This is a genomic window from Rouxiella aceris (assembly GCF_012933545.1).
Lineage (GTDB): Bacteria > Pseudomonadota > Gammaproteobacteria > Enterobacterales > Enterobacteriaceae > Rouxiella > Rouxiella aceris.
Genome location: NZ_JAADJU010000008.1, coordinates 226,408 through 242,957 on the forward strand (window position 1 = coordinate 226,408; position 16,550 = coordinate 242,957).

Annotated in this window: 15 protein-coding genes; 7 read left to right on the forward strand and 8 right to left on the reverse strand. The window is 51.0% G+C overall.

Translation table 11 applies throughout. From position 1 onward, the window contains the following. Window positions 1-69 precede the first annotated feature (69 nt). The 3 genes from GW590_RS16140 to GW590_RS16150 form a co-directional block, all read right to left on the reverse strand. Window positions 70-513, reverse strand: a complete 444-nt coding sequence (locus GW590_RS16140; protein WP_169404082.1) for a PTS sugar transporter subunit IIA — start codon at window positions 511-513, stop codon at window positions 70-72. A gap of 222 nt (window positions 514-735) precedes the next feature. Further along, window positions 736-1,314: an AAA family ATPase gene (locus tag GW590_RS16145; RefSeq protein ID WP_169404083.1), complete on the reverse strand. Its 579-nt coding sequence runs from the start codon at window positions 1,312-1,314 to the stop codon at window positions 736-738. Beyond that, entirely contained in the window at window positions 1,307-2,251 is a 945-nt protein-coding gene (locus GW590_RS16150) for a tagatose-bisphosphate aldolase (protein ID WP_169404084.1), read from the reverse strand. Before GW590_RS16150 ends, GW590_RS16145 begins: the two co-directional genes overlap by 8 nt. A 234-nt stretch (window positions 2,252-2,485) precedes the next feature. Between GW590_RS16150 and GW590_RS16155 the strand changes: the two genes are divergently transcribed. Beyond that, window positions 2,486-3,418 carry a sugar-binding transcriptional regulator gene (locus GW590_RS16155; protein ID WP_211186800.1) on the forward strand — a complete coding sequence of 311 codons (933 nt, stop codon included), beginning with the start codon at window positions 2,486-2,488 and terminating at the stop codon, window positions 3,416-3,418. 20 nt (window positions 3,419-3,438) lie between these two features. On the opposite strand, the gene GW590_RS16160 is transcribed toward GW590_RS16155, so the two are convergent. Both GW590_RS16160 and GW590_RS16165 read right to left on the reverse strand, forming a co-directional pair. Beyond that, window positions 3,439-5,166 (reverse strand): lysophospholipid acyltransferase family protein, encoded by a 1,728-nt coding sequence (locus GW590_RS16160; RefSeq protein ID WP_169404085.1) that lies wholly within the window; start codon window positions 5,164-5,166, stop codon window positions 3,439-3,441. Window positions 5,167-5,269: 103 nt separating this feature from the next. After that, window positions 5,270-6,184, reverse strand: coding sequence for a LysR family transcriptional regulator (locus tag GW590_RS16165; RefSeq protein WP_169404086.1), 915 nt, complete (start codon window positions 6,182-6,184; stop codon window positions 5,270-5,272). A 123-nt stretch (window positions 6,185-6,307) separates the two neighbouring features. On the opposite strand from GW590_RS16165, the gene GW590_RS16170 reads away from it, so the two are divergent. From GW590_RS16170 to GW590_RS16180, 3 genes are all read left to right on the forward strand, one after another. Beyond that, entirely contained in the window at window positions 6,308-6,868 is a 561-nt protein-coding gene (locus GW590_RS16170; RefSeq protein WP_169404087.1) for an antibiotic biosynthesis monooxygenase, read from the forward strand. 16 nt (window positions 6,869-6,884) lie between these two features. Continuing rightward, window positions 6,885-8,756, forward strand: a complete 1,872-nt coding sequence (locus tag GW590_RS16175; protein WP_169404088.1) for an amidohydrolase — start codon at window positions 6,885-6,887, stop codon at window positions 8,754-8,756. A 144-nt stretch (window positions 8,757-8,900) separates the two neighbouring features. Beyond that, the gene (locus GW590_RS16180) at window positions 8,901-9,539 is read left to right on the forward strand and encodes a helix-turn-helix transcriptional regulator (protein ID WP_169404089.1); all 639 of its coding nucleotides are present in this window, start codon (window positions 8,901-8,903) and stop codon (window positions 9,537-9,539) included. On the opposite strand, the gene GW590_RS16185 is transcribed toward GW590_RS16180, so the two are convergent. Together GW590_RS16185 and GW590_RS16190 are read right to left on the reverse strand one after the other, a co-directional pair. Further along, the gene (locus GW590_RS16185; protein ID WP_169404090.1) at window positions 9,540-10,502 is read right to left on the reverse strand and encodes an ornithine cyclodeaminase family protein; all 963 of its coding nucleotides are present in this window, start codon (window positions 10,500-10,502) and stop codon (window positions 9,540-9,542) included. Further along, window positions 10,499-11,482, reverse strand: coding sequence for a threonine/serine dehydratase (locus GW590_RS16190; protein WP_169404091.1), 984 nt, complete (start codon window positions 11,480-11,482; stop codon window positions 10,499-10,501). Before GW590_RS16190 ends, GW590_RS16185 begins: the two co-directional genes overlap by 4 nt. Window positions 11,483-11,863: 381 nt before the next feature. Between GW590_RS16190 and GW590_RS16195 the strand changes: the two genes are divergently transcribed. Continuing rightward, window positions 11,864-12,130: a LysR family transcriptional regulator gene (locus tag GW590_RS16195; RefSeq protein ID WP_169404092.1), complete on the forward strand. Its 267-nt coding sequence runs from the start codon at window positions 11,864-11,866 to the stop codon at window positions 12,128-12,130. A 564-nt stretch (window positions 12,131-12,694) separates the two neighbouring features. After that, the gene (locus GW590_RS16200; RefSeq protein WP_169404093.1) at window positions 12,695-12,961 is read left to right on the forward strand and encodes a LysR family transcriptional regulator; all 267 of its coding nucleotides are present in this window, start codon (window positions 12,695-12,697) and stop codon (window positions 12,959-12,961) included. A gap of 248 nt (window positions 12,962-13,209) precedes the next feature. On the opposite strand, the gene GW590_RS16205 is transcribed toward GW590_RS16200, so the two are convergent. Next, window positions 13,210-14,304, reverse strand: coding sequence for a porin (locus GW590_RS16205; RefSeq protein WP_169404094.1), 1,095 nt, complete (start codon window positions 14,302-14,304; stop codon window positions 13,210-13,212). Between the two features lie 894 nt (window positions 14,305-15,198). Between GW590_RS16205 and GW590_RS16210 the strand changes: the two genes are divergently transcribed. Continuing rightward, window positions 15,199-16,395 (forward strand): MFS transporter, encoded by a 1,197-nt coding sequence (locus tag GW590_RS16210; RefSeq protein WP_169404095.1) that lies wholly within the window; start codon window positions 15,199-15,201, stop codon window positions 16,393-16,395. Window positions 16,396-16,550 lie beyond the last annotated feature (155 nt).

The following is a 16,550-nucleotide window of genomic DNA, read 5'->3' on the forward strand; positions in this document are numbered from 1 at the left end:
AATTCCTTAGGTGATCGTGAGTAAGACACATGTCTGGTAAAGCCCGGGGCAGCGCCACAGGGCCGGTTTTCAGTACTGACGGATGGTCTGCAGCACTTCTTGCTTACTGCGACATCCGCGTAGTTTTTCGACCACTTCATCGTCGCAAAATAAATGAGACAGACTGGCGATCATTTCAATATGTGAATGACTGTCTATCGCGGCCAAGGCAAAAATAATATAGACCGGATCGTTTTCCTCACTGTTGAACGTCACGCCACCGGAAACAATAACCAGGGATAATGCCGTATGAATCACCCCCTCTTCTGGTCTGGCATGGGGCATGGCGATACCTTCGCCCAATACATAATATGGGCCGATTTCCCGGTGCATATCATATATTGCCTGCAGGTAACGGCTCTCCACTGCGCCGACATCAATTAACGGCTGTACGGCTAATGCCACGGCACTTTGCCAGTTATCCGTATGTTCAATGATGCGAATATTATGTTCATTAATCCAGTCGGTTAACATAGGTCCTCTTAATAATAAACAGTGGCTTCTAGCAGTATCATTGCGGCAAAATATAAAAACTGTGATCTATCTATGCCTATTAGTGATTGCTAAAAAATATTCATATTAATCTTATTTAATAAATTAAGGGCGCAGGGTATTAACGTCGGCCAAAAATATCTTTAGCTAACTTTTATCAATAGAAAGATAGTGGGTATTATAAATAAGCCATAGTGGCCGTTATTATTTTAATACATTAGCTATCCAACTGTTAATGGCGTTAATATCTACCGGCTTTTCCTGATCACAATAATAGACCGGACCCAATTCCAAAGGCTGTGCCTTGCCTGCCAAGATTTTTAACTCTGGAATATATTCCGCCCCCAAATGGCCGGGAAGGCGTTCTCCCAATCTGGCCTGGTAACGTGCGGCTGCTCGCTCGGCAGTGATCTGGCACCAGACTTCCACCACCTGGCTAACCCCTGCTTGCTGCAGATAATCGATCAGCAGCGCTTTGGGTTGAAAACCAAACCAGGCATCGATAATAAAGGTACTGCCCTGCGGTGCATCGCCGACGATTGACCAGATAACCTGATAGCTCGCCTGGCCCAGTACGCGGTTAAAGGCACGATCTACCCCTTCAAGGCGCTGGAGAAAAGGATTTTTGATGCCATCAAGGGACAGCGCTAACCAGCCGGTACAGGCAGAGAGCTCAACGGCGAGACTGCTTTTACCGGAAGCGGGGATCCCGTTGACCAGAATGACCCTTTTACCTGGCTGGCTGCGCGTGTCGGCGTTAAAAGCTGCTCTGTTCTCAGACATGTTCCACCTGTTCTGCTGATGCATTTTTACCGTGTTGAGCGGCATGGAAATATTGCTGGATCACTGCCTGCAGCTCTTTTAGCCGCGGAATAGCCAGCGATTCCAGTTTGTTTTTGGTGGTGCTGCGATCCAGTGAAATACAGTCTTTCCACAATGAACGCCCGGCAATCACTCCCGACGCCCCGGTACTCATGGCATCTTCTACTTGTTTAAGGAAGGTCTCATGATCGACACCTGCTGACAGTACCGCCCAAGGCACATCGCCGGCAAGTTGCGTAATGGCGGCACAGGCCTGTTTAGAACCCGGGTAAGGCAGTTTCAGCACCTTGGCACCACACTCGAGGCAAATCTTGGTGCCGCCATAGATGAGTTCGGGGATCTTGGCTTTATAGTCGGCATCGCTTTCGTTTTCCAGTTTATAGGTCAGGAACTCCACCACCAACAGCAGATCTTCGCGGCTGAAGTCCTCGATACACTGGTTGAGGATAGCGATATTATGGCGGTTGGCTTCCGGCTGGTCGGCGCGCAGATAGACCATAATTTTCCCTCCGGTGGCCCCCAGTTCACGTACACGGCGAGCATCGACATCTTTTGCCAGTCGAGACAGGCGATAACCTTGCGCAGAAGTATCCCAGCCGGAGGCATCGAGGCCAATCAGCAGGGCGGTATCACGGGCAATAATGCCATCATCCACCAGTTGCGGCACTGCGCAGACCGGATCGACCAGCACGCAGGACGCCTTGCTGGCCAGATACTGAGTAATATCGGCTTTGATCAGTCCCAGTTGCTGCTCGGAGATGGTGGATTGCTGCTGAGGGTCATTACTGAGCAGTGTACGCATTCCGCCGCGCTGGTCGCAGGCGATCACCAGCATGGCACCGTTTTTACCACAAATTTGCTGGTAGCTGCGTAACTCTGAAGTAGACATCTTTGACATGGAACGCTCCTTTGCGTGAAATTTATTACAGATTAAAAAATCTCGATTACACTGGATGCTCTGTCGTTACCCTCTGGGTCCAGGGTGGCTAAAACCCACGGAAAACGCCGGTTTTAAAGGGTTTTTCCCCGGTGAGGAAGATTGCAATCTAGCAGTTGATGCGCAATAATTCCTCAATCGACAATTTGAGTGTAATTCATTACTGAAAGGAATTTCAAGCTGAAAGAGCCAATTTTGCAAGATATTGCAGCAACGCGCACAATGATGCATATGGTTGCCAAGCTGCATTACGAGTCAGATATGTCGCAGGTGGAGATTGCCCGCAAGCTGGATGTGTCTACGGCCACCATCTCTCGACTGTTGAATAAAGCCCGTGCGGCGGGGATTGTACGTATAGAAGTCATCGGCTTATCTTCTCCCGAAAATATGACCGCTGACCTTATGACCCGCCTGGGATTGAAGAATGCCTATGTAGTGGATGCGCCAGCCAATAACGTGCTGGGCTCGCTGACTGCGCCATTGGCATCCATTCTGTCGCAGTCGGCATTGGGTGCGGGGTCGGTACTGGGTATTGGCTGGGGAAGGGCGGTGCGGGAAGTGACGCTGGCGGGATTGCCGCGTCTGCCGGGAATTTTGACCGTGGCGTTAAACGGCGGTATGCAGCAGTCAGCCCCGCATTTTCAGATCACCGAGTTTGTGCGCCGTGCCGCCGAGCAGATGGAAGGCACGCCCTATTTTCTGCATGCGCCCTATATCTCTTCCGCCGAGCTGCGCGATGCTTTTTTGCGTGACCGCAGTGTCCAGGAGATTATTTCCCTGTGGGATCGGCTGGATGTGGCCATTGTCGGCGTCGGCTTGACCCACGCGCCAAAAGCCAGCGAATCCACTACTGCCACACCGGGAGAGCAGGCATTAAACCAGGCTGCGGGCGATGTATTGCGACACTACGTTACCGAGTCCGGGGAGATCCTCCATTGGGAGGGCGAAGACCGCATGATTGCCGCCTCCGTTGAACAACTGCGCCGTACGCCTTTGACTATCGGCGTCGCCGCCACGCCAGAAAAAGCCGCCGGGATTATCGGTGCCGTGCGTTCCGGCATGATTAATTCGCTGGTCACCGACGTCAATACGGCTCAGGCTATTTTGGACAGATTGCCAATGAATTAACCAAGGTATCCATCAATAGCCTAATCCGCTTGGGCCACTGCCGCCTTATCCTGATGCACGGCAATATAACGCTCATATTTTGACGGTTTTAGCGCCGACAAATCGACCAGTACCAGGCCGTCAATACAGTTATTGAACGCCGGATCGCAGCCGAAGTCGATAAACTGCACACCGCCGCATTGGCAAAGTTCGGTATATTGCTTATAAAGTGGCGGAATGCTGCAGCCTAAATTGGCCAGCAGCCGTTTAAGCCGCTGTAAATCCTCCTGATAATTATCACCCTCAAACTGTGCCAGCACCTCCGGTAAAGAGGCAGGATAGGGACGTCGTGAGGTGGCCAGCGGCAGGGTTGGGGCAAAATAGAGGCGATAAAAGGCAATCAGCAGGTCGCGTGCCGCCAGTGGCAATCCGCCGGAAATCGATACCGGTCCAAACAGGTAACGATACTGTGGATATTTCGCCAGATAGGCACCAATACCCAGCCACAAATAGTCCAGACCGCGTTTGCCCCAGTAAGCCGGCTGAATAAAGCTGCGGCCCAACTCAATACCCTGGGCCAGGATCGGGTCCATCTGATGGCCATAATTGAACAGGCTTTGGCTGTAGATGCTGTTAATGCCGCGTTTTTCCAGCTGTTCGGCGGTGGGAATAAATCGATAGGCGCCGACGATCTCCAGCGCCTGCGGGTCCCACAGCACCAGGTGATAATAGTCGTCATCATAGCTGTCCAGATCGCGGCGGCGACCGCTGCCTTCACCGACGGCACGAAAGGCGATTTCGCGCAGGCGTCCCAGCTCGCGCAGCACCGGCACATAATCTTCGTCCTGGCGGCGATAGAGATAAATGTGCTTGCCATCGGGGGTTTGCCCGAGCACTTCACTGGCCTCCAGCGCGCGCTTGAGCACTGCGCGATCTTCGGCGCGGGCAATGGCCGATTCGGTATGAAACAGACCGCTTTTCCCCTGTCCCAGGCGATAGACGTGTTGGCGAAAACGCGCCGCCAGATCCTTGGCCTGAGTGTGGCCGTCATGCCAGCTTTCATAAGGAATACGCGCGCCAATTTGCAGCGTCAGGCAACTGCCGCGATGGCCAAACATTTCATGGACCAGCAGCAGTGAGGCCAGCGGCTTGTACAGCATCGAACTAAGGTAAAATAGCGCGCTGTTATTACCGCTGATATGCACCGGCACAATCGCGGCGCGGGTTTTGGCCGCCAGGCGGATAAACCCGGTATGCCAGCGGCCATCGCGTACCCCTTTCGAGCTGAGACGAGAGACTTCACCGGCAGGAAAGAGGATCAGCACACCCTGGTTTTCCAGATGCTGTTGCATCCTGGCAACCTGCTCGCGTCCGGTGCGATTGCCCATATTATCCACCGGGATCATCAGGTTATTGAGGGAGGTCACCTGCGAGAGCAGGCGATTGGCGACAATTTTGACATCAGACCGCACCGAGGCAACGGCGTTGAGCAGGGCCAGGCCGTCAAGGGTACCGATGGGGTGATTGGCTATGACCACGACCGGGCCGTAGCTGGGGATCTGCTCCAGGCAGCGTTCCGACAGCTCGCAGCGTACCTGGAAATCATCGAGTATCTGCTCGACCATATCCACACCTTTAAGGTGACGGTGGGTATCGGCCAACTGATGGAATTCTTTTTCGCGAAACAGGCGTTTTAACAGCTGGCGCTGCCAGTCCGGGGTTTTGTGCTGTGGGTCAAGATCCTGAAGTACGTTGTCCATGCTAAACATAGAATGACCTCCGGTTGCGTTTTCATGACCATAAAGTGCGGTAATGACAGCAATATTTCAGTCAAATGACGTTATCAGGACAGGGCGCACGGCACATTTTGTTCTAAAGCGGATTGCGCTGATAGAGGGCGGAAAAACCTTCGAAATCTCGCAATTGTTGGATCCACCATTTGGCGGCATTGCCGCTGGCGTTTTCGTTCCATGCCAGATAGGCCATATCTTGATGGCATTGGGCATCGAGCACTTTTTCTATCAATTCCCCCGACCGTAAATAGGGTTCCGCCAGATAGCGCGGTAAAAAACCACAACCTAGCGCAGCGATTTGCGCATCTATTTTTCCCCGAAAATCATGCACCGTGAGGATTTTCTGTCGGTCGAGGATCCGTAAGTCGGCACCACTACTATGTTTAGAAGAGTCCTGGATCACCACGGCGCGATATTGGCGAAGGATTTCTTGCGGCACGGGTTCTTCGGCGCGGGCCAGCGGATGTTGTGGTGCGACGGCGAAGACATATTCCAGCCAGCCCAGCGGTAAACAGCCAATGCCGCCGCGGGTGGCCGGTTCGCGTACCGCGCCGATGATGATATCTGCCCGATGATAGAGCAACGCTTCCCAGGTTCCCGCCAGCACTTCCTGGGTGAAATGCAGCTGGGTATGTTGATGCTGTTGATAGAAGGCGTCGATCAACGGGTGAAGTACCTTCAGCGGCACCGACGCATCGAGAGCCAGAGTAAGTTTGCTTTCCCAGCCGCTTTCGACATATTGCGCCTCTTGCTCAAGCTCGCTGACCGCCTGCAACAGCACCCGGCCTTTATCCAGCATCAGCTTGCCGGTGCTGGTGAAGGTGGCGCGATGGCCGGAACGATCGAGTAATTTGATTTTTAAGTCGCTTTCCATTTTTTGAATGGTATAGCTCAGAGCCGAGGGCGTTTTAAACAGGGTGGCGGCTGCGGCGGCAAAAGAGCCGTGGCGTTCCAGCGCATCAAGTATCAGCAGGGCTTCAAGACTCAGTTTCATCTGCGGGTTCCCCAAAAATATTTAACAAGTTCTTAAAATCTTTACGCTATCAGCAACCCGGCGATTTGCCTATTGTTTCAACCACAGCAGCAGGGTTTATCGCTTACCGCTAAAGGAAATAACGTGAACTATTCAACGCAACAAGATCACGTCACGCTGGTGATCACTCACAGCCCCTTGCCGGGAAAAACCCGGGAATATGAGGCATGGCTGGAAGAAATTATGCCGATGGCCGCCAGCTTTACCGGTCATCTTGGTGTGAATGTTATTCGACCACGGGAAGGTGAAACCGCCTATACCATCCTGGTCAGGTTTGCGGATCTCGACCGCCTGTATGCCTGGATCCACTCCCCGGACCGTCAGGCGCTGGTGGCCAAGGTCAGCGGATTATTAGACCAGGGCGACCGCTTTGAGATCCGACCCGGTGCCGCCTTCTGGTTTACGCCGCAAACCAAAAAAGGGCCAACACCGGCGAAGTGGAAACAGTATTTGCTGACGCTGGGGGTGATCTTTCCCTCGACGAATTTTGTTCCCTGGTTTTGGGGCACGCTCTTGCCCGCAGGCAAAGGGACGCTATGGGGGCATCTGCTCAATGATGCCAGTGTCGTTGCGTTGGTGGTGTTTTTCTGGATGCCGCTGGTAACGCGTTTACTGAAAAATTGGTTGATCCCGAAAGGGCAATAGAGTCTGGAGACCCAAGATGCACAATCATGCTTCCCTGATTTTAACCAACGGCAAATTTCACACCGTTGACCGAGAGAATCCCTTCGCTGACGCCGTAGCAATCAAAGACGGTAAATTTCTTGCGGTGGGCAGTGCCGCCGAAGTGATGCGCTATGCCGGGCCGCAAACCACAACGCTGGATTTAACCGGCCATACGGCGATCCCCGGTCTTAATGATTCACACCTGCATCTGATCCGCGGTGGTCTCAATTATAATCTTGAGCTGCGTTGGGAAGGGGTGCCTTCGTTAGCTGATGCATTGCGGATGTTAAAAGAGCAGGCGCTGAGAACCCCCTCGCCGCAATGGGTCAGAGTCGTCGGTGGCTGGACGGAGTTTCAGTTTGCTGAACGCCGTATGCCAACGCTGGACGAAATTAATGCGGCAGCACCCGATACTCCGGTATTTATTCTTCATCTCTACGATCGCGCCCTGCTTAATCGCGCCGCACTCAGGGTGGTGGGGTATACCCGTGATACGCCCAATCCGCCGGGAGGCGAAATTCAGCGCGACGACAAAGGTAATCCCACCGGCATGCTGATTGCCCGTCCCAACGCCATGTTGCTCTATGCCACGCTGGCCAAAGGCCCGAAACTGCCGCTGGAGCAACAGGTCAATTCAACCCGCCAGTTTATGCGTGAGCTTAACCGGCTGGGATTGACCAGCGCCATTGATGCCGGTGGCGGCTTTCAAAACTATCCTGAAGATTATCAGGTGATCGCCGAGTTGCATGACAAGAAACAACTGACGCTGCGTATTGCCTATAACCTGTTTACCCAACGTCCTGGCCATGAAGTCGAAGACTTCGAACGCTGGACCGATATGCTCAAGCCGGGCCAGGGTACGGATTTTTATCGCCATAACGGTGCCGGTGAGATGCTGGTGTTTTCTGCCGCCGACTTTGAGGACTTTCTCGAGCCGCGCCCCGATTTGGCACCAGGGATGGAGGATGAGCTGGAACGCGTAGTGCGCCATCTGGTGGAAAACCGCTGGCCGTTCCGGTTGCATGCCACCTATAACGAATCCATCAGCCGTATGTTGGATGTGTTTGAAAAGGTGAACCGCGATATTCCGTTCAACGGTCTGCACTGGTTCTTTGATCACGCCGAAACTATTACTCAGGCCAATATCGAACGGGTGAAAGCCCTTGGCGGCGGTATTGCCGTGCAGCACCGCATGGCCTTCCAGGGGGAGTATTTTGCCGAACGTTACGGTAAAGAGGCCACCCGGGAAACGCCACCGGTGGCGAAGATGCTTGCCGCCGAGGTACCCGTCGGTCTGGGTACCGATGCCACGCGAGTGGCCAGCTATAACCCCTGGACCGCACTTTACTGGCTGGTATCTGGCCGCACTGTCGGCGGCATGGCCATGTATGACGACCATGCCCGCCTGGACCGCGAGACGGCGCTGATGCTGTGGACGCAGGGCAGTGCCTGGTTTTCCACTGAACAGGGTAAAAAAGGGCAAATCAAAGTCGGCCAACTGGCGGACCTGGCTATCCTGTCAAAAGATTATTTCAGCGTGCCGGAAGAAGAGATAAAAGGCATTGAGTCGGTACTGACCCTGGTGGACGGCGCAATTGTCTATGCCGCCGGTGGCTTTTCACCGCTGGCCCCGCCGTCGATCCCGGTATTGCCAGACTGGTCGCCGGTGGTCACGGTGCCGGGGCACTATCGTGCAGCGCCGCCTGATGCGCAGGCGCGTGTGGGGGCGCGACCCCAGGTGCATCAATGCAGTGGACCCTGTGGCGTTCACGTCCATCAGCATGATATTTCTCGTCGTTCTACCGTGCCGGTATCTGATAACCAGGCATTTTGGGGCGCACTGGGTTGCTCCTGTTTTGCCTTCTAAGCCGAAGCCACTTTGCTTAACGGCAGTTATTCCTTCCGCCCGGCCTGTGCCGGGCTTTTTATCTGCTGCCCGGCAGAGTTAGGGATGTTGGGGGGATCCTTAATATTGTATTATCAGCGGGACCAGCCAAAACCGGGAATAATTATGAGCACCGCCAGCGGCGCCAACGCGTTGCAGCCAACGAACTACCAGATTATCGCTGACAGTATTGCTACGCTGCTTTTTCCGCATGCGGAGGTGGTTTTGCATGATCTGCAAACCCAGCGGGTGGTGCATATTGCCAATAATCTTTCCAGGCGCCAGATTGGTGATGACTCGGCATTGGACGAGTTGCCGAGCGATGCCCAGTCGTCGCAGAGTATTGGCCCCTATGAAAAGCTTAACTGGGATGGGCAACGTCTGCGCTCTATTACCAGTATTTTGCGTGACGCGCAGGGGCAGGCGGTGATGGCCCTCTGTATCAATCTCAATTTCTCGGTGCTGGAGCAGGCGCGGGATGCCCTCAATCTGTTTTTTCAGTCCAGCCGGATTATGCCGCAGCCGGAAGCGCTGTTTCGCGATGATTGGCAAGAGCGCATCAATACTTTCTTGCACGCCTGGTTGCATAAAAACCATCTCGGTCTCAATAGCTTGCGTCGCGAAGAAAAGCGTCAGCTGGTGGAGGCGCTGTACCATGAACGGGCATTTGAAGGCCGCAGTGCCGTTGATTATGTCGCCAGCGTCCTGTCGATGGGCAGAGCCACGGTCTACAAGTACGTCAAGGCGCTGCGCGAGGAGTCCTGACTATGCAGCGGCAGATGCCGCCAGACAGGCCTGCATGGCATAAGTGGCGATTTGTGCATCCTGCACCGCAACACCGGTTAAATCCACCAGAGTGATTTGCCGATCACTTTGTCGCCCCAGCTCGGGACTTTGCAGTAGTTGTCCCAACTCCAGCAACTGCTCACTTTGAAGCAACCCCTGTTTTAGCGCATGTGACACTTCGCCGTACTGACTGCACTGCTGCACCGAATCGACCACCACCCTGTCTGCGCGTGCCACCAGGCGGGGATCCAGTTCTTGCTTGCCATTGCTGTCGGCACCTACGGCGGTGATATGGGTTCCCGGTCGGATCCACTCACTGTCCAGTAAGGCTTCTCTTGATGGCGTAGTGGTGATAATCAGGTTGCATTGGTTGGCGACTTGCCGGGCATCTTGCGTCGTGCTGACCTGAAAACCGAGTGCGTGGGCAAAGTCACGATAAGCCTCCAGCGCGGCTGGCTGGCGTCCCCATACGCAGACCTGACGGCAGTCGGTGACCGCCATCAGTTGTTCCAGCTGCATACGCGCCTGGACACCGGTACCGATAATACCAATGGCGGTGACCCGCGAAGGGGCCAGGGCTTTGGCGACAATCTGTCCCGCCAGCGCCGTGCGGATGCAGGTCAGCCAGCCTGCATCCTGCAACAGTGCCTGCGGTTGGCCGGTCTGTGCCGACAGTACCAGCATCAATCCATCATTGCTGGCCAGGCCTTTGCCTGGATTGTCGTAAAAACCGCTGGAGATTTTTACGACAAAATTTTCACTGCCTTCAATCCATGCCGATTTGATACAGCAGTCGCCGTTAGCGGCAGCAAAAAGAAAATTTTGCACCGGTGGCACCTGAACCCGCCCCTGTGAAAAAGCGATAAAGCCTTCCGTAATGCGCTGTGCGGCGATATGCAGATCCATGGCGGCGATGATTTGTTGTTGCTGATAGATCTTCACGCCATGGCTCCCAGAAATTTTTCCAGCAGGATATTACGTCCACAAAGCACCACCACCAGGTTCTTCCCCTGATAGTCGGCGGCCAGTTTGATGGCTCCTGCCAGCGCCACGCCCGCCGCTCCCTCGATCATCCAGCGCTCGTAACGTGCGACCTGTTTCATGGCATCACGGATCTCCTGCTCGCTGACCAATACGGTCTTATTGACCAGTTGCTGACACAGCGGGAAGGTGATACTGCCGGGTTCGATGCCGCCTGCGGTGCCGTCTGACAGGGTATCCTGTTCTTCCATTTCAATAATTTCACCCGCTGCCAGCGAGCGCTGCATGGTTGGGGCATTTTCCGGCCAGCAGCCGATAATCTCGGTGCCTGGCTTGAGGTGAGCCAGGGCGCTGCCGATACCGGAGATCAGACCGCCGCCGCCTACCGCGACAAATACTGCATCGACATCCGGCAACTGTTCGGCAATCTCCACCCCGACGGTGCCCTGACCGGCGATAATGTCGGCGTCGTTATAGGGGGAGATAAACAGGGTATTTTGGGCTTTTGCCTGTCTGGCTGCTTCCAGCTCAACGCTCAACGGCTCGCTGTCGAGGGAGATAACCGTGGCACCAAAACCTTTGATAGCCGCCAGTTTTAACGGCGACGCCTGGGTAGTGGTGTAGACGGTGACTGGTACCCCGGCACGCAGTCCGGCCAAAGCCAGCGCCTGCCCATGATTGCCGGAAGAGGCGGTGATCACCCCTTGTTGCCGCTGTTTATCGCTGAGGGTGAGGATTTTATTGCTGGCACCGCGAAATTTAAACGAACCGGTATGCTGTAGGTGTTCGCATTTTAGATAGATCTGGCTGCCGGTCTGGGTTGACAGCTGGGCACTATGAGTTAGTGGCGTCACGGCAACCTGCGGGCGCAATAAACGATGGGCTTGCATAATTGCATTAGCCAGCGTCGAGAGTTGGGTAGTTCGAGTAGTGACAGACATAGCGGGCTCTTAATGTGGAAATATTATCCACCATAGACTTATTGTCTATATGTCGCAATGGATTTTTGATTGGCCCAGGCTGCCTGTGAACCCGGTAACGTCACAGCAAAAACGGACCGGTTGTTTATAATTCGGTTTTACTCGTTTTTAATTAAATGCTATTTTCTATTCTTGGTATATATATCGAGTTCAAAGAAATTGTCGTATTATCCTATAGCATCAAGCCGTCTTATCGGTTTGTTTAAAGTTATTTATTTCCGCGTTTTACTTAATATTGTGTAACACGAACCTATTAGTTTTTCTATTAAGCATTATAGCTCTAATAGTTACATTTTTTAGTAAAATGCTTTCTCCCAGGAACTTTCAGTGAAAGGAATGTCTATGACTATAGATCCAAAAGGAATTAATGGATTTCTCGCAATTGTTGAAAATGGCAATTTTGAGAAAGCGGCCAAAAAGTTAGGTATCACGACATCGGCGTTGTCTATCCGGGTCAGTACATTGGAAAAAATAATAGGAGAGCCGCTTCTTATCCGCAAGCGCCCCTTTATCCTTACCGAAACCGGCCATATTTTGTATGAGCATGCACTTCAACTGCGTAACCTTGAAATTAGCCTGATAGAAAAAATAAGTAAAATAGCCTGCTAAGTACGAACGTTCATTTTTAATTTGATTAAACCAGCGATAACATGTCATTAAACTACGCCCGTGACATAACCCTTTGGCAACACCGTTTGGGCCGGGCACCAGTGTGTTAACATTATGTCAATCCTGATCGGGCTGCCTCTCGATCAGGATTTATCTGCTAACTCCTCGTCGTTAATTATATTTTTCCTTATGTGTCATTAATTTTAAAAGTCTTTTAATATCAAAGTGATATATGATTTTATTCAGTTTTTTAATATTAATTAATGGATATGCCTGGTAGCCATTTTTATTCGTTATAAGGCTTTTAAGTTAATTTTATTAGGGTTTGTCGATGTTTCGTTTAATTATATTTGTAATAAAGCGATAGGGCAATAAAGCCTTTGTTGCATGATTGTTGCGTTAATATATAGAGATCAGTGAGTTGCTGTGACTGTAATAATTCCCCTGCGAATTATCGATATAACATGTCTTTTTATGATCCCACTATGTCGTATTACAAACAATTAAACTAGGTAGAGTCTTTATAAATTATTTTAATCCTAATGAGTATAACAAGGAGTTAACATGTTTTTAGAACCAAAGAGTATTAATGGATTTCTCGCGATTATTGATAATGGCAATTTTGAAAAAGCAGCAAAGAAATTGAATATTACCACTTCTGCATTATCAATCAGAATGAGTTCGCTGGAAAAAACCATGGGCGAGAAACTGCTAGTCAGAACCCGGCCATTTAGCCTGACCCAGGCGGGTGAAATTTTTTATGAGTACGCGTTAGAGTACAAAAAAATGGAGTCCTCATTAAAAGCAAAGTTAACCGGAATGACCGAGTAACCGAGCATAATGATTGAGCTGCTAGCCAAGCAAGGTAAATAATTAGCTAACGCATCGTTTTACTCTATATTGGCAAGAGTGCAGCCTGTTGCCCTTATTGGAGACGCGTTAGTAGACTGCCAGTGTGGATCAGGACATGTGAGGGGCGAGGCGCTACAGACAGATAAGACAGATACCGAATCTCTCACAGAGAAGATTCGGTATCTGAGATCGAGGCTATACAGCTTGCAGAGGATTAACCCGGGTTATCAGAACTGATAAACCAGACCTAATCCCAGTACGTCATCGGTATTGGCGCCCGCTGCACGAGCATAGCTGTCTTTCTTCAACAGATTGATTTTGTAGTCAATGTAGGTATACATATTTTTGTTGAAGTAGTAGCTGGTGCCCACTTCAATGTATTTGACCAGATCTTGCGAGCCACCGTGGAAGGTGTCTCTGCCGTTGCTGACGGCATTGAGGTCTTTACCGCGTGATTGCAGATAGGAAATCGAAGGACGCAGAGGGATCTCTTTGAACGCGTATTGAGCAACCAGTTCAATGTTCTGGGTTTTATTGGCAAACTGAGCATTGCCATAAGGCGTCATATTACGCGATTCTGCATACATGGCAGCGAGATATAGCTGGTGGGGGTTGTATCGAATACCAGCGGTCCAGGCTTCGGCATTCTCGCCGTTTTTGTCTCGAGCCTGTTGATCGGTACGATCCGATTTGGCATAGGCCATGGCGAAGTCCAGACCTTTTCTCACTTCATAAGATGAAGAAATACCCCAGCCGTCGCCGTTGGCAGTGGTTCTGGCGCGGGCATCACGCTCGTTTTTACCCTGATATTGCGCGGCAAAACTCAGGCCAGAAACACGGCCAAAGAGGTTCTTGGCGCGGAATGTGGCCAGATTATTTGCGCGACCGGTCATAAAGTTATCGGTTCTTGACCAGCTGTCGCCGCCAAATTCCGGGTTAACGTCGGTAAAGGCGGCCACATCATAAAGCACGCCGTAGTTACGACCGTAGTCGAAGGATCCTAAGTCAGCATACTTCAAGCCGGCAAACCCCAGACGGGTAGCATTACCGGTTTGCGAAGCTTCAGCGTTATTGGTTTGCAGATTATATTCCCACTGGCCATAGCCGCTCAGATCAGCGCTAATTTGCGTGACACCTTTGAATCCCAGACGGGCATATGACTGATCGCCATGCTCTTTGTCGTTTTGGGAAATATAATTTAATCCCACGACCTTGCCATATAAATCTACTTTATTTGAATCTTTATTATAAATTTCAGCAGCGTTTGCTGCTGTGCTTGCCAATATTGCCGTGATCAGCACAGCAAGAGATTTGCGCATCATAAATAGCGTTCCTTATTTAGATTTATTTAATTTAATGCCAGATCTTACAGTCCGTAAGATTCGGTAATTTACCGATAAAAATAAAAAGGTAAAAATATTTTTTTGAACTTAATGGATTATTTGTGATATCGCTCAATATTGTTAAGCGTTTTATTTAATATAACTTAAAAGACTGCCGTTGGATTTAAATTATATTAACTTCCTAATGCGTAATTTAATTCAATCATCTCCTTCTTTATGATTTTAAAAGAAATTTAATGTTTATGGGAGGTTGGCTGGGAAAGGGGTTGGTATTATATCCATTGCCAGTAATAAGTTGATTTATGATTTCGTTTATAACAATCTGTTTTCGTTAAATTAATCGGTAATATATGGTTTTTCGCATTTAAAGACCTGGATCTATTTATTAACTTTAATAAGTTACTCCTGTTCACTCTCACTGGGTGTTGGCTTATTAGCAGACATCAAGCAGGTTATTGACGGAGTTAATAGCCGCAAATAACCGGCAGTAATTGCCCGGCAGGTCTTGTCTTGCATTTGATTTCCTTCCGCCTTTCCTGACCCGCCATAGTCCTAAAAATAAACCATTGCGCCTACCGACTTGTGGCTGTTTTGCCAGCCTCTTTCGTCTGTGCTGCTGGTTGACCTGACGGCATAGTGATCTGGCAAGCTGTTGATTAAGGCCCTAAAAATGGGCTTTACCCGGCGACTACTTTTTACCGATAGCGCTATTCTCTACAGGTTGTAACGGCCTGAAGAAGTCTGCAATCGTCGTCAACCAGGCCTGGTCTTATCGTTGATTAAATAATCTATTACGAATAGAGTCATATTCAGGGTTTTGACAGTCAAATCACTGCCAAATGGTCTTAGAACTTAGTGAGATTACGCATTTTAATGTCGGCTTCTTCCTCGCAAACGACAGGTTCCAAAAATATCAATGTGCAAATCCTGGCAATAATGATCTTCAACTTTGCCAATTACCTGACCATTGGTTTACCGATGGCGGTGTTACCGGGCTATGTTCATGATCATCTTGGGTTTAGTGCTTTTTGGGCCGGCGTAGCGATTAGTGTGCAGTATTTTGCCACCTTATTAAGTCGACCTCATGCCGGACGCTATGCCGATAGTCTCGGCCCAAAAAAAATTGTACTGATAGGGCTGTGCGGTTGCCTGCTTAGTGGCGTCTTCTATCTTTTCGCCGTCTGGCAGAGTGGTACGCCAGTGGTGAGCTTGGTTTTATTATGTGTGGGACGTCTGCTACTTGGTATCGGCCAGAGTTTTGCCGGTACCGGTTCTACACTGTGGGGCATTGGCCGCGTGGGATCCCTGCATATCGGCAAGGTGATCTCCTGGAGCGGTGTGGTGACCTATGGCGCGATGGCCATCGGTGCACCATTGGGGGTATGGATTGTCCACCTTGGTGGCCTGGCGTTGCTTTCCCTGTGCATTATTGCTATTGCGCTGGCAGCGTTTCTGCTGGCGCTAAGTAAAGAAAGCGTGGCCAGGAGCAGTGCCAGCCGGATCCCGTTTCATCAGGTATTGGGCAAGGTGTTGCCCTATGGTTTGGTGCTGGGGCTGGCTTCCTCGGGGTTTGGGGTAATCGCCACCTTTATTACCCTGTTTTACGATGCCAAAGGCTGGGGCGGCGGAGCTTTCGCCTTGACCCTGTTTAGTTCGGCGTTTGTCAGTATGCGACTGCTTTTTCCTGACAGTATTAACAGGTTTGGTGGACTGCAGGTTGCGCTGGCCTGTTTTGCGGTTGAAGCCCTTGGCCTGTTAATGGTGTGGGGGGCGGCAGTACCGCTAATGGCCTTGCTCGGGGCTACCTTGACCGGGGCCGGATTTTCGTTGGTCTTTCCTGCTCTGGGGGTAGTGGCCGTCAAAAAATTGCCGCCACAGAATCAGGGCAGTGCGTTGGCGACCTATACCGCTTTTCTCGATTTGTCGCTCGGTATCACCGGCCCTTTAGCCGGCATATTAATGACTCATGCCGGTGTTGCCGCTATCTATCTTGCCTCGGCTTTTGCGGTTTGCCTGAGCGGCGCACTGGTTTTACGCCTGATACCTAAAGAAAAGTCTGTGGAAATCTGATTGATTGGCAGGTTGTTTTATTTGTTGAATTTTATCTGCCGGTTTATCTGGTTTGGATCAAATTTAGAGCAAGTTGTTTTGATACTTTAGTGAAATTTAATTGTTATGAGCATAAAGTGCGCGGCATAGCCATTTACTGTGGCTTTTATGTATGG

Bases quoted from the DNA above. Each gene is read 5' to 3' on its own strand.
- GW590_RS16140 (WP_169404082.1), bottom strand. From the start codon at position 513: ATGTTAACCGACTGGATTAATGAACATAATATTCGCATCATTGAACAT.
- GW590_RS16200 (WP_169404093.1), top strand. From the start codon at position 12,695: ATGTTTTTAGAACCAAAGAGTATTAATGGATTTCTCGCGATTATTGAT.
- GW590_RS16180 (WP_169404089.1), top strand. From the start codon at position 8,901: ATGAGCACCGCCAGCGGCGCCAACGCGTTGCAGCCAACGAACTACCAG.
- GW590_RS16145 (WP_169404083.1), bottom strand. From the start codon at position 1,314: ATGTCTGAGAACAGAGCAGCTTTTAACGCCGACACGCGCAGCCAGCCA.
- GW590_RS16175 (WP_169404088.1), top strand. From the start codon at position 6,885: ATGCACAATCATGCTTCCCTGATTTTAACCAACGGCAAATTTCACACC.
- GW590_RS16160 (WP_169404085.1), bottom strand. From the start codon at position 5,166: ATGTTTAGCATGGACAACGTACTTCAGGATCTTGACCCACAGCACAAA.
- GW590_RS16190 (WP_169404091.1), bottom strand. From the start codon at position 11,482: ATGTCTGTCACTACTCGAACTACCCAACTCTCGACGCTGGCTAATGCA.
- GW590_RS16165 (WP_169404086.1), bottom strand. From the start codon at position 6,184: ATGAAACTGAGTCTTGAAGCCCTGCTGATACTTGATGCGCTGGAACGC.
- GW590_RS16150 (WP_169404084.1), bottom strand. From the start codon at position 2,251: ATGTCAAAGATGTCTACTTCAGAGTTACGCAGCTACCAGCAAATTTGT.
- GW590_RS16210 (WP_169404095.1), top strand. From the start codon at position 15,199: ATGTCGGCTTCTTCCTCGCAAACGACAGGTTCCAAAAATATCAATGTG.
- GW590_RS16205 (WP_169404094.1), bottom strand. From the start codon at position 14,304: ATGATGCGCAAATCTCTTGCTGTGCTGATCACGGCAATATTGGCAAGC.
- GW590_RS16195 (WP_169404092.1), top strand. From the start codon at position 11,864: ATGACTATAGATCCAAAAGGAATTAATGGATTTCTCGCAATTGTTGAA.